13 protein-coding genes and 1 pseudogene are annotated in these 12,534 nt (G+C 63.4%); 9 read left to right on the forward strand and 5 right to left on the reverse strand.

Translation table 11 applies throughout. The annotated features are described in order from the left end of the window. Positions 1–16 precede the first annotated feature (16 nt). The 7 genes from BM43_RS12155 to BM43_RS12180 all read left to right on the forward strand — a co-directional run bounded on the left by BM43_RS12155 (position 17) and on the right by BM43_RS12180 (position 7,213). Positions 17–406 (forward strand): winged helix-turn-helix transcriptional regulator, encoded by a 390-nt coding sequence (locus BM43_RS12155; protein WP_036055419.1) that lies wholly within the window; start codon positions 17–19, stop codon positions 404–406. A gap of 105 nt (positions 407–511) precedes the next feature. Continuing rightward, positions 512–1,329 (forward strand): IS5 family transposase gene (locus BM43_RS38725; RefSeq protein ID WP_088555423.1). Its coding sequence is split into 2 segments (ribosomal slippage): positions 512–860 and positions 860–1,329, totalling 819 coding nucleotides; the frame shifts between segments, so codons are not numbered across the junction. 389 nt (positions 1,330–1,718) lie between these two features. Then, positions 1,719–3,335: a peptide ABC transporter substrate-binding protein gene (locus tag BM43_RS12160; RefSeq protein ID WP_036055418.1), complete on the forward strand. Its 1,617-nt coding sequence runs from the start codon at positions 1,719–1,721 to the stop codon at positions 3,333–3,335. 13 nt (positions 3,336–3,348) lie between these two features. Next, positions 3,349–4,287 (forward strand): ABC transporter permease subunit, encoded by a 939-nt coding sequence (locus BM43_RS12165; RefSeq protein WP_036055417.1) that lies wholly within the window; start codon positions 3,349–3,351, stop codon positions 4,285–4,287. A 13-nt stretch (positions 4,288–4,300) separates the two neighbouring features. After that, positions 4,301–5,200: an ABC transporter permease gene (locus BM43_RS12170; RefSeq protein ID WP_013691354.1), complete on the forward strand. Its 900-nt coding sequence runs from the start codon at positions 4,301–4,303 to the stop codon at positions 5,198–5,200. Between the two features lies 1 nt (position 5,201). After that, on the forward strand, positions 5,202–6,191 hold the full coding sequence (locus BM43_RS12175; RefSeq protein WP_036055416.1) for an ABC transporter ATP-binding protein: 990 nt from the start codon (positions 5,202–5,204) through the stop codon (positions 6,189–6,191). Beyond that, positions 6,188–7,213: an ABC transporter ATP-binding protein gene (locus BM43_RS12180; protein ID WP_013691356.1), complete on the forward strand. Its 1,026-nt coding sequence runs from the start codon at positions 6,188–6,190 to the stop codon at positions 7,211–7,213. The genes BM43_RS12175 and BM43_RS12180 overlap by 4 nt, the downstream gene beginning before the upstream one ends. A 37-nt stretch (positions 7,214–7,250) precedes the next feature. On the opposite strand, the gene BM43_RS12185 is transcribed toward BM43_RS12180, so the two are convergent. Further along, positions 7,251–7,607 (reverse strand): antibiotic biosynthesis monooxygenase family protein, encoded by a 357-nt coding sequence (locus tag BM43_RS12185; RefSeq protein WP_036055415.1) that lies wholly within the window; start codon positions 7,605–7,607, stop codon positions 7,251–7,253. Positions 7,608–8,100: 493 nt separating this feature from the next. Between BM43_RS12185 and BM43_RS12190 the strand changes: the two are divergent. Further along, positions 8,101–8,364 (forward strand): annotated as a pseudogene (locus BM43_RS12190) (SDR family oxidoreductase); the annotation flags it as partial. A gap of 70 nt (positions 8,365–8,434) precedes the next feature. On the opposite strand, the gene tnpC reads toward BM43_RS12190, so the two are convergent. The 3 genes from tnpC to BM43_RS12205 are packed head-to-tail and all read right to left on the reverse strand — an operon-like array spanning position 8,435 to position 10,859. Then, on the reverse strand, positions 8,435–10,015 hold the full coding sequence (tnpC, locus tag BM43_RS12195) for an IS66 family transposase (protein ID WP_036047877.1): 1,581 nt from the start codon (positions 10,013–10,015) through the stop codon (positions 8,435–8,437). Positions 10,016–10,047: 32 nt separating this feature from the next. Next, on the reverse strand, positions 10,048–10,401 hold the full coding sequence (gene tnpB, locus BM43_RS12200) for an IS66 family insertion sequence element accessory protein TnpB (RefSeq protein ID WP_036047875.1): 354 nt from the start codon (positions 10,399–10,401) through the stop codon (positions 10,048–10,050). Next, on the reverse strand, positions 10,377–10,859 hold the full coding sequence (locus BM43_RS12205; RefSeq protein ID WP_036047873.1) for a transposase: 483 nt from the start codon (positions 10,857–10,859) through the stop codon (positions 10,377–10,379). The genes tnpB and BM43_RS12205 overlap by 25 nt, the downstream gene beginning before the upstream one ends. 85 nt (positions 10,860–10,944) lie before the next feature. Here BM43_RS12205 and BM43_RS12210 point away from each other — a divergent pair, with 85 nt between their 5' ends. Then, positions 10,945–11,445: an SDR family oxidoreductase gene (locus BM43_RS12210; protein ID WP_255222547.1), complete on the forward strand. Its 501-nt coding sequence runs from the start codon at positions 10,945–10,947 to the stop codon at positions 11,443–11,445. A gap of 124 nt (positions 11,446–11,569) precedes the next feature. Here BM43_RS12210 and BM43_RS12215 read toward each other — a convergent pair whose 3' ends face one another. Continuing rightward, on the reverse strand, positions 11,570–12,487 hold the full coding sequence (locus BM43_RS12215) for a LysR family transcriptional regulator (RefSeq protein WP_036055413.1): 918 nt from the start codon (positions 12,485–12,487) through the stop codon (positions 11,570–11,572). Between the last annotated feature and the right edge of the window lie 47 nt (positions 12,488–12,534).

The following is a 12,534-nucleotide window of genomic DNA, read 5'->3' on the forward strand; positions in this document are numbered from 1 at the left end:
AGCGTAGAGAGGAACGATGGACCCAACCAGTACGCACTTTCATGTGCCTATCCCGCAGGATCAGCGCGATGCCTGCCTGGGGCCGGACGGCTCGGTCGCGCACGTGAGCCGCGTGATACGGATGATCCAGGGACGCTGGAAACTGCCGATCCTGTTCAGGCTCTATGCCGACCCGGCGCTGCGCACCTTGCGGATGAAACGCGACCTGCCCGGCATTTCGCAAAAGATGCTGACCCAGCATCTTCGCGAATTGGCGCACGACGGCCTGATCGAGCGAATCGATTTCGCAGAAAAACCCTTGCGGGTCGAATATCGTCTGACTGAAATGGGGCAGGCCCTGCTGCCGGTGCTGATCGCCGCGCGCAGTTTCTCGACGCGCTATTCGGAGCCGGACCGAGCCCGATGATCCGTCCCGGTGTTCCTTAGAGACGGTTTCAAAAAGGGCCCGAGGGGCTGTTAACTTTCGCGGCGAGCTGTTAACCTCAGGCATCGGAACAACCGAGACGAGGAGATGGGCAAGCCAATCATCGACGACGAGTTGTGGACACTGATCGAGCCGTTACTGCCGCCATCCAAGCCACGGCGCAAGAAGAACCCGGGCCGCCTGCCGGTTTCGAATCGCGCCGCGCTGACCGGCATCTTGTTCGTTCTCAAGACCGGACTGCGCTGGCGCGATCTGCCTGCCGAGATGGGTTGCGGCTCGGGCGTGACATGTTGGCGACGGCTACGCGATTGGCAGGCTGCCGGTGTGTGGGACCGTTTGCACGAGCTGCTGCTCGCGAAGCTGCGCGCAGCAGACCAAATCGACTTCTCGCGAGCCGCTGTCGATTCATCATCGATTCGCGCAGTTGGGGCGGGCCAAAAACTGGGCCAAACCCAACCGATCGCGCGCGACCCGGTTCCAAGCACCACATCGTCACCGACGCCAACGGCACGCCGCTTGCCGCGATCCTGACCGGCGCGAACGTCAACGATGTCACGCAATTGCTGCCGCTGATTGACGCGATTGCGCCGATTCGCGGACTGCGAGGCCACCCGCTGCAAAGACCGCGTGTGGTCTACGCCGATCGAGGATACGACTCCGAGCGACATCGACGAGCGTTGCGCAATCGCGGTATTGAGCCGGTGATCGCCAGGCGCCGTACCGAACACGGCAGCGGCCTTGGCAAATATCGCTGGGTCGTTGAACGCACGCATGCTTGGCTGCATCACTTCCGTCGCCTCCGTATTCGTTTCGAGCGACGTGCGGACATTCACGGCGCGTTCCTCAAACTCGGTTGCTGCCTGATCTGCTGGAATACCCTTCGGCGCGTCGAGCAGCCTTTATGAAACCGTCTCTTATCACGCTCGCTGCAATCAAAATGAAAACCCGGCGATTCACATCGATAACGCAGCCGGAACAGACGTCCCCGTCCATATCAATCTAATTTAGTTACTTTTCATCAAACATTTTTTGACGCCCTGATTTCGGTCTGCTATGGTTCCTTCCACTGTAAGCATGCGGCGTCCCATGCCGTGGCCGGCAACGCTATAGAGAGCGGCCTCGGCGCGGGTAATCCCTGATATCGACGGGATTTCCGCCCGGAGAATGACCAGGATTACTAATATGAAAGACAAGCATCATGGGCCCCTTCTTTCGTCTCATTCGTAAATATCCCCGGCGTCGCACGCGGTAAATCCGCCTCCGCTCCCCTCGTTCCCTCTGTCAATCGCACACGATGAAACATACGCATGCCATGGCGGCCGTGCTGGCCGCGCTCGCCCTCACCGCGGCCTCCACCGCGTCTGCCGTCAACGTCCCGGCGAACGTCACGCTGGCCGCGCAGCAGGACATCACGCGCCAGGTGCCGGCCGAGGTCGAGTCGCTCGATCCCGCCCATATCGAATCCTGGACCGGCAACACCATCGGCCTGGACCTGTTCGAGGGCCTGGCCCGGATCGACGCCGACGGCAAGCTGGTGCCGGGCGTCGCGCAATCGTGGGAGCACCCGTCGCCCGATACCTGGGTGTTCAAGCTGCGTCACGACGCGAAGTGGAGCAATGGCCAGCCGGTGACCGCGGCAGATTTCGTCTATGCCTGGCAGCGCGTGGTGGACCCGAAGACGGGCTCGAAATACACCATCCTGGTGGAGTTCATCAAGAACGCGAAGGCCGTGATCGCCGGCAAGCAGCCGCCCTCGGCGCTGGCCGTGCGCGCGGTGGACCCGTACACGCTCGAGGTGAAGACCGAGAACCCGGTGGCCTTCTTCCCGGAACTGACCGCGATGGCTCCGCTGGTGCCGGTCAACAAGGATGACGTGACCAAGTTCGGCGACGCCTGGACGCGTCCGCAGAACATCGTCAGCAACGGCGCCTACAAGCTGGTGGACTGGCAGCCGAACAACCGCATCCTCGCGACCAAGAACGACAAGTACTGGAATACCGGCAAGGTGGTGATCAAGAACGTCACCTATCTGCCGATCGAAAGCGACGATACGGCAATGCGCATGTATCAATCCGGCCAGATCGACTACACCTATTCGATCCCCGCTGGCGTGTTCAACCAAGTCAGCAAGCAGTTCGGCAAGGAGTTGCGCCCGGGCCTGCAGCTCGCGACCTACTACTTCTACATGAAGAACAGCGACGCGGCCTTCAAGGACAAACGCGTGCGCCAGGCGCTGTCGATGGTGCTCGATCGCGACATCCTCACCTCCAAGCTCACGCAGGCCGGCGAAGTGCCGATGTACGGCCTGATGCCGAACGGCACCAAGGGCGTGCAGCCGTTCAAGCCCGACTGGGCCGCCTGGCCGATGGCCAAGCGCGTCGACTACGCGAAGAACCTGCTCAAGCAGGCCGGTTATTCCGATGCCAACCCGCTGAGCTTCACGCTGACCTACAACACCAGCGACCTGCACAAGAAGGTGGCCCTGTTCGCCGCCTCGGAATGGCGCACCAAGCTGGGCGTGACCGCCAAGCTCGAAAACGTCGAATTCAAGGTGCTGATGAAGCTGCGCCACGACGGCAAGGTAGCGATGGCGCGCGACGGCTGGTTCGCCGACTACAACGACGCGATGACCTTCTTCGACCTGATCCGTTGCGGCAGCGCGCAGAACACGGTGGGCTACTGCAATCCGAAGGTCGACCAACTGATCGACCAGGCCAACCAGAAGCTCGACGACAAGGAACGCACCGCGCTGCTGACGCAGGCGCACGACCTGGCGATGAACGACTACCCGATGCTGCCGCTGTTCCAGTATTCGGCGGACCGCCTCGTCAAGTCCTATGTCGGCGGCTACTCGCTGAACAACGTGATCGACATGCGTGCCTCGCAAGACATGTATCTGATCAAGCACTGAGGCGGAACGCATCATGCTGGCCTACGCACTGCGACGCACGCTCTGGGCGATCCCGACGATCCTCGCCGTGATCACCGTCTGCTACCTGCTGCTGCACTTCACGCCGGGCGGGCCGTTCGACAGCGAGAAGCAGCTGTCGGCGGCCACCATCGCGAACCTGAACGCGAAGTACCACCTCGACGCGCCGCTGTGGAAGCAGTACCTGCTGTACCTGAACTCGCTGCTGCATGGCGACCTCGGGCCTTCGTTCCGCTACGTCGACTGGTCCGTCAACGACCTGGTGCGCAAGGCCCTGCCGGTCAGCCTCGGGGTGGGCGGCGTCTCGATCCCGATCGCGATCGTGCTCGGCGTGCTGCTCGGCACCGTCGCCGCGGTGCGCCGCGACAGCCTGATCGATCGCTTCGTGATGCTGATCGGCAACTTCGGCAACGTGATCCCGCCGTTCGTGCTGGGTCCGGTGCTGGTGCTGATCTTCGCGATCGCCTTGAAGACCTCCGAGGGCCATGGCTGGCTGCCCGCGGGCGGCTGGGGCGACGGCGGCTGGCAGTATCGCGTGCTGCCGATCCTGCTGCTCACGCTGATCAACGTCTCGCTGCTGGCGCGCGTGATGCGCGGCTCGATGATCGAGACGCTGTCGAGCAACTACATCCGTACCGCGCGCGCCAAGGGCCTGCCGGGACGCACCATCGTGCTGCGCCACGCGCTCAAGCCGGCGCTGATGCCGGTGGTGTCGCTGTTCGGCACGGTCTGCATCTCCTCCATCACCGCCGCGGTGGTCACCGAATCGGTGTTCGCCCTGCCCGGGCTCGGGCAACTGGTCGTGAACGGCGCGATCAACCGCGACTACACGCTGGTGCTCGGCCTGGTGGTGCTGACCACGGTCTGCGCGGTGCTGTTCAACCTGCTGGTCGACCTCGCCTATGCGTGGCTCGACCCGCGCATCCGCTATTGAGAGGGGCGCAACCATGACGCCTGCCGCAACTCCCGCCGAAGCCAAGCCGGCCGACGCGCCGGTGCGCTCGCGCACGCCGCTCGAACTGGCGGCCGCGCGCTTCGTGCGCAACCGCGCCGCCATGTTCAGCCTGGCGCTGCTGATCCTGATCGCGCTGGCCTGCTTCGTCGGCCCGCTGCTGCTGCCCAACGATCCCACCGCCAGCGACTGGTCCTCGATCAGCCTGCCGCCCACGCTAGCCGGCATGCACTGGTTGGGCACCGACGAACTCGGCCGTGACCTGCTCGCACGCACCCTGGTGGGCGGGCGCGTCTCGCTCGAGGTCGGGCTGCTGGGCACCCTGGTGTCCGGCCTGTTCGGCGTGGCCTGGGGCGCCATCGCCGGCTTCGCGGGCGGCCGCACCGATTCCGTGATGATGCGCATCGTCGACATGATGTACGCGATCCCCTACCTGCTGATCGCGATCCTGATGATGACGCTGTTCGGCCGCTCCTTCATCCTGGTGGTGCTGACCATCAGCGCCTTCTCCTGGCTCGACATGGCGCGCGTGGTGCGCGGCCAGACGCTGTCGCTGCGCACCCGTGAATTCGTCGACGCCTCGCGCGCGATCGGCGTGACGCCCGGCACCATCGTGCGCCGCCATATCGTGCCGAACCTGCTTGGCGTGGTGGTGGTGTACGCAACCGTCAGCGTGCCCGGCATCATCCTCACCGAATCGGTGCTGTCCTTCCTCGGGCTGGGCGTGCAGGAACCGATGACGAGCTGGGGCATGCTGATCCAGGACGGCGCGCAGAAGCTCGACGGCATGCCCTGGCTGCTGCTGGCGCCCGCCGTGCTGCTTTGCGTGACGCTCTACTGCGTGAACTTCCTCGGGGATGGTTTGCGCGACGCACTCGATCCGAAGGACCGCTGACATGGCGCTATTGGAAGTCAACAATCTCGGGGTCCGCTTCACGCGCCGCGACGGCCCGCCGGTGGATGCCGTCTCGGGCGTGTCGTTCTCGCTGGAAGCCGGCAAGACGCTCGGCATCGTCGGCGAATCCGGCTCGGGCAAGAGCCAGACCGTGATGGCCCTGCTGGGCCTCCTGGCCGGCAACGGCTCGACCAGCGGCGAGGCGCGCTACCGCGACGCCGACCTGCTCGGCATGAACACGCGCCAGCTCAACGAGATCCGCGGCAACCGGATCGGCATGATCTTCCAGGACCCGATGACCTCGCTCAATCCGTTCCTGACGATCGAGCGGCAGATGACGGAAACCCTGCAGCTGCACCGGAAGATCTCGCGCAAGGATGCCACGCGCCGCGCGATCGAGGCGCTCGAGTCGGTGCGCATTCCCGACGCGGCACGCCGCATCCGCATGTACCCGCACGAGTTCTCGGGCGGCATGCGCCAGCGCGTGATGATCGCGATGACCCTGCTCTCCGAGCCGGAGATCCTGATCGCCGACGAACCCACCACCGCGCTCGACGTGACGGTGCAGGCGCAGATCATCGAGCTGCTGCGCGAGCTGAACCGCGAGCGCGGCACCTCGATCGTGCTGATCACGCACGACATGGGCGTGGTGGCCGGCCTCGCCGATGACGTGATGGTGATGTACGCGGGCCGCACGGTCGAGTACGCGAGCGCCGAGGCGATCTTCGCCGCGCCCTCGCATCCCTACACGATCGGCCTGCTCAACGCCCTGCCCCGCCTCGACGCGCCCGACGACGCGCCGCTCATCGCGATCCCCGGCAACCCGCCGATGCCCGGCCTGGGCAGCGACGGCTGCGCGTTCGCCAAGCGCTGCGGCTACGCCTTGGCGCACTGTCGCGAGGATCGCCCCGAGCTGACGGTCTATTCGGAAGCCGGCGCGGTGCGCGCCTGCCATCGGCCCATTGCGGAAATCACGGGAGGCCTGCGATGAGCACCGCCGAACTCGCTTCAACGAATGCCGCGACGGCCGATACGCTGCTGGCCGTGCGCGATCTCAAGGTGCATTTTCGCGTGCCGCTCGGTGGGTATCCGTGGTCGGGCAAGGGAACGCTGCGCGCGGTCGATGGCGTGTCGTTCGACGTGCGCCGCGGGGAGACGGTTGGTCTGGTCGGGGAGTCGGGCTGCGGGAAGTCGACGCTCGCGCGTGCGCTGATCGGGCTGGTGCCGGTGACCGAGGGCAGCGTGCAGTGGCGCGGCGAGACGATGGTGTCGGGCTCGCGCCGCGATACGCGCACCATGCGCCGCGAGATGCAGATGATCTTCCAGGATCCGCTCGCCTCGCTCGACCCGCGCATGACGATCGAGCAGGTAGTAGCCGAGCCGCTGGTGACGCATCAGCCGGGGCTCGGGCGGGAGGAGATCCGGCTGCGCGTGCGGACCATGCTCGAGCGCGTGGGCTTGAATGCGCATCATCTGATGCGCTATCCGCATGAGTTCTCGGGTGGACAATGTCAACGTATCGGCATCGCGCGTGCGTTGATCGGCGAACCGCGGCTGGTGATCTGCGATGAGCCGGTGTCGGCGCTGGATGTGTCGATTCAGGCGCAGATCGTGAACCTGCTGCGCGACCTGCAGCGGGAGCTTTCGCTGTCCTACCTGTTCGTGGCGCATGACCTGGCGGTGGTGAAGGCGATCAGCCAGCGAGTGCTGGTGATGTACCTCGGGCGCGTGATGGAGTTCGGGGCTCGGCATGATGTGTATGGCGTGCCTCAGCATCCTTATACGAAGGCGCTGCTGGCGGCGGCGCCGACGCCGGATCCGGCACGCGAGCGCGCGCGGCGGCCCTTGCTGCTTTCCGGCGAGATGCCCTCGCCGATGAATCCGCCTTCGGGTTGTGCGTTTCGAACGCGGTGTCCGGATGCGATCGAGGCTTGCGCGCAGGACAGACCGCTGCCGGAAGTGCGGGGTGGGTCGGCGGCGCGGGTGGCTTGTATTCGGGCGGGTGTGGCCTGAGGCTCAACGACATGCGGGATGAGCGCGGTATCGTCGCTCAGGTCCCGCTCGATTCGCCCACTTGCGGCCCCGTGCCTCGCGCTGCCAGCGGATGCGCGAGCTTGCTGTCACCGTAAGTGCGGATCACCTCGGAAACGATCACCTGATAGCCGTCCAGCCAGTTCGCCTGGACGGCTTTCGCCTCAAGATGCGCCGGGTTTTTCATCAAAACCTGCAGCGCTTCCAGCGACTCCCAGTAATACACATTGGACGTCAGGCCCGTGGCGGCGTTCTCCCATGTCTCCTCCCCCAGATAACCCGGAATCGTTTTCGCGGCGTCCGCGATCGCTTTGTCGAGGCGGTGGAAGGTGTCGTCGAACTGCCCGGCGGCGAAGATGAAGGTGGAGGAGTACATGGGGTGGGTTTAGGTTGAAGGCGGAAGAATGAAACTGGGCCGTTCGTGCCAGTTCGGCTGACGTCGAGCTCTTCTCGTCATGCCCTCGGCTCTCTTGCCGGCATTATCGCCGACTCGGCCTCGGCAATTCCGACTATCCGGTTGCTCGAATTCGCGCGACCGCCGCCCCTTCCCCGGCCGCTTCCCCACGTTCGCACAACCCGCCGCGCGCGCCGCATGCCGCCATCGGCCATCGGCCATCGTCAGCTATGCGAATTGATCGTCACCCCGGCCAATGACGCGTCACCCGATATTTCTTCGAATTCCGACGAGATGTTGCGCGAATTCAGTCGATTCCGCCATCCAGCGACTACGTGCATGATTCGAATCAGGCGAGGTGTGCGTCGAAGAACTGACGATCGACAACGCTCAAAGGTCTACGACATGCCTTCCATTCAATGACATTCGACAGTCATCACTGGATGACCGGAATATTTTTTACTGGATGACGAAAATGAAGCTCAAGAACAAGGTGGCCTTCGTAACCGGCGGCACGTCGGGCATCGGCCTGGAAACCGCGAAACTCTTCCAGGCCGAAGGCGCCAATGTGGTGCTGGTTGGCTCGAATGAAGAACGCCTGGCCGCCGCAGGCAAGGAGCTCAACGGGACGGCCCTGCTGGTTCGTGCCGATATCCGCAAGGTGGCGGACATCGCGCACGCGGTTGAACAGACGCGGACGAAATTCGGCCATATCGACGTGGTGTTCGCCGTACGCGGTCCATCAACGACGTCTCTCAGAGCGTTGGTGGCGGCGTAGCTTGGTAGGAGAAGCGGAACCTGGCTTCTAATCAGCGCAGTTCGACAGGCATGTTCCAGGGCAGCAGCGCGTCATAGTCTTCGACGCCCTCCGCCAACGGCAGACGCTGAAACAGCCAGGTGAGATAACGATAAGGATCGATGCCGTTGGCCTTGCAGGTCTCGACCAGCGAGTAGAGGTTTGCGCTTGCGTTCGCACCGTCGACAGTGTCGGAGAACAGCCATCCGCGGCGTCCGACGCAGAATGGACGGATTGCATTTTCGCAAGGGTTGTTGCTGATCGGCCAGTCGCCGTTCTCGACATAGCGAATGAGTTTGGGCCACTGCTCGCGCAGGTAAGTCAGCCCCTTGCCGAGCAGGCTCTTCGGGACGACGCCGGCGGACTGCTCGAGCATCAGTTCATGGATCGCGTCGAGCACGCGCGCACTGTATCGTCGTCGCAATCGCTGTCGTCGTTCGGTCCCCCACGTCTCGCTGCGAGACTCTGCGGCGAACAGCTTGCCGATCAGCCTGATGAAGCGTGTCGCGAGCAGGTCGGGCGTACGCGCGGCCTTCGGCACGCCATCTTCGGCCTTGATGAAGTACCGTCTCACATGAACCCAGCATCCCAGATGCACGAGCTCGTGACGCCGAGCGATGTCATTGTAGGGCTCATAGCCGTCGGTCATCAGGACCGCGCCCTTGCGGATGCCGGTGAACAGTTTTTCGCCCAGTTTTGTGCCGCGACCTGGCGTATAGGTGAAGCAACGAACGGGCGCGCCCGAGCCGCTCATTTGCGCCCAGAGATAGCTCTTCGTCTGAGGGCGGCGGCCTTCTTCCTTCAGCACCTGGAGCGTCGTCTCGTCGCAGTAGATCACTTCAGCGTCGAGCAATGCGTCGCGCATCAGGTTGATGACGGGCTGCGCAGCGAGACCGACGCGGACCATGCTGGCGGCGATCGTGTTCGACGAGATATCGCCGCCGAAGCGACGCAGCAAGCCGGCCTGGCGATAGATCGGCATACCGAACTGGTACTTGCCGGCGGCGATCCACGCGAGCGCCGACTCGCTCAACAGTCCGCGCGGGATGATGCGCGGCGGCGCCGGCGTGACCTTGATGCCCAGATCGCAGCACGGACACACGTACTTGACGCGCTGATGCTGGATCACGCGAAGCTGCTCGGGGATCACCGTGAGTTGCTCGCTGATCTCCACACCAAACACGACGAGCGCGTGCCCGTCGTTTTCGCAGAAGCGTTCGGCTTCGGGCAATTCGTGCCGTACGATGTCACGCGGCAGGTTGGGATCGAGCGGCTTGCGATGGCCGCGCTTCTTGCGCGTGTGGGCAGCGACCGTCGTATCAGACGTGTCTTCCGTCGCGGGTGTTGCGGTCGCGCCCAGCGCTTCGGCCTCGTTGAACAGGCCAAGTTGATCGGAGTCTCGTGCTTCGCTCTTCGCGCCGAACAGCTCGCGCCGGTAGGAACGCAGCCGTTCTTCGGCAAGGTCACGTTCGGCCGTGACCAATCGTACCGCGCTGCGCAGCTCGTCGCGCTCCTGCCGAAGTGCGGCGTGCTCCTCACGCATCGCGAGCAGCGCAGTCAGTTCATCGGCAGAGATCGTGACGTTGATCGGCATGCCGGATTAGACCGGCATGCGGGTCTACCCGTTCAGCTCACACGAAGATATTCATGCGTCGGATGTTGCCGAATCGCCGTAATATCGTCACCATCGAGCAGCGCGTGCAGCAGGTCCGGCGTCATCGTCACGACGGCGGTCTTCCTGTCGGGCCAGATGAAGTGGCTCGTCTCGAGTCGTTTCATGAGCAGCCAGAAACCGCTACCGTCCCAGCCCAGGATCTTGATGCGGTCGCGACGCCGGTTGCCGAAGATGTAAAGCGACGAGTCCATCGGATTCAGGCGCATGGACTGTTCGACGAGGATCGACAGGCTGTTCATGCCGTACCGGAAATCGACCGGATCGCGGTGCAGATAAACCTTCAGGGTGTCGTCGAACCGGAACACGGCAGCCTCCCCAGGATCTGGACCAGCGTCGTCAGTTCGTCCAGCGTTGCGATAGCTCCGCCGAGCTCAAGCTCGACACCGTTGGCCAGCCTCACCTGCAACGCGAGGTTCATCGTCGGAGGTGATGGCGGGGGCGATATCGGAGGAGGTGTCGCAACGACAGGGACGAAGGCCGGTTGCGGCCGGTCGATCGCTCGTGACCGGACCGACGGCATGTCGATCGACACGCCGTCGACGGCCATCGGGCTACGCTCTTGCTGCCTCTGCTGGTACTTTGCAACCCACTTGCGCAGCTGGTTCGGATTGACGTCATGCTCGATTGCCATGCGGGCGATCGACACCCCCGGCTTCAGGCACTGCTCGACAAGTTCCTTCAATGCGCCTTCGTCGTACTCACGCCGGCCGTCGCGCTTCATGCCGATCACCAGGCGGCTCTTGAGGTCATTCGTCTCATTCATCTATGTCAGTGTGCAGGTGTCCACGTGGACACCTAGCTTCTGACCTTTACTTCGGCTTGGAAAGACGTCGTTAACGGATCGCATACTGTTCGCCAACGCCGGCGCAAGCACGGTCGCCCCGTTCGAAGCGATAACGGAGGAGTATGTCGCGGACAACCTCTCCCTCAACTTCACCGGTACCTTCTTCACCATTCAGAAGACGGCTCCGATCATCGCCAAAGGCGGCAGCATTATCGTCACGACCTCGTTCCTCAATACGATCGGATTTCCGGGCTTGTCGATTCTCGCCGCCACCAAGGCCGCGACTCGCTCACTCGTGCGCACCCTCGGCGCGGAACTGGCGCCTCGCGGCATCCGCGTCAATGCCGTGAGCCCCGGCGCGATCGCGACGCCGTTCTACAGCAAGATCGGCTTGCCTGACGATGCTCTTTCCCAAGTCGCCGGCGACGTCACGCAGAAAATTGCCCTCAAGCGCTTCGGAGAACCGATTGAACTGGCGAAGACCGCGTTGTACCTGGCAAGCGATGATTCGTCATACACCACGGGCACCGAGCTGGTTGTCGATGGCGGGCTGACCCAGTTCTGACGCGCCTTGCCGGCGACACGATGAACGCATCCAGGTTGCAGCGACGCTGCAACCGAATCCAGCCTGCCGCCTGCCTGATCCACGAACGGCAGGCTGCTTCCGATTGATGGATTGGTCTGCCGGATCATGCCGACTTGGTGAATCGGGAGAAGGACTCCCTGAGTCTGGGCGTCACGAAATCGAGAAAGCGCCGTAGCTTCAGGGGCATGACGCTGCGGAAGACGTGCACGAGTTGTATCGGGACGGGATCGACCTCGAACGCGTCCAGAATGATTTCCAATTCCCCGGCGTCGATGGCCTCCGCGACGTGATAGTGCAGCAACTGTGTGAATCCGAACCCGCGAACGGCGGCATCCACCGCGGAATCCGCGGACGATACCTGGAGCCGAGGCGAAATCGGGACAGTGACCAAGAGCCCCGTATCCGGATATCGGAATGTCCAGTCCGGCGACAGCATCGGGCCGTTGTACATCACGCAGGGCAGCCTTGCGAGCTCGGCCGGCGTTCGGGGCACGCCACGTTCCCTCAGCAAGGCCGGGCTGGCACAGACCACCGTTCGAAATGCGCCAATCCGCGTCGCAATCATGTTGCTGTCGGGCAGGCGGCCGATACGAACCGCGACGTCGACATGCGTATCGACCAAATCGACATTGCGATCCGATTGAGTCAATTTCACGTCGATCTCCGGAAACAGCGCCAGGAAATTCATGATTTCAGGCAGCACGTAAAGCCGCCCAAGCCGCACCGGTGTGGTAATGGCCAGTTCTCCGCGCGGCGCCGTGAATTCGCCCGTCGCCTCACGCTCCTGTTCACTCACCAGATCCAGGATCTGCCGCGCCGTCACCGCATAAGCGAGCCCCGCATCCGTCAGACTCAACTTGCGCGTCGTTCGCATGAGCAAGCGCGTACCTAATTGCTCCTCGAGATCCGTGACTTTACGCGTCAGCGTGGCCACCGGCACGTTCATCATTCTTCCGGCAGCAGAAAAACTGCCGGTTTCGATAGTGGCGAGCAACATCGCCATAGCTTCCAACCTATCCATGGCGCCTGAACAGCCTCCGAAAACGAAAAAAATATTGTAATGGATCC

Source organism: Burkholderia gladioli, from assembly GCF_000959725.1.
Lineage (GTDB): Bacteria > Pseudomonadota > Gammaproteobacteria > Burkholderiales > Burkholderiaceae > Burkholderia > Burkholderia gladioli.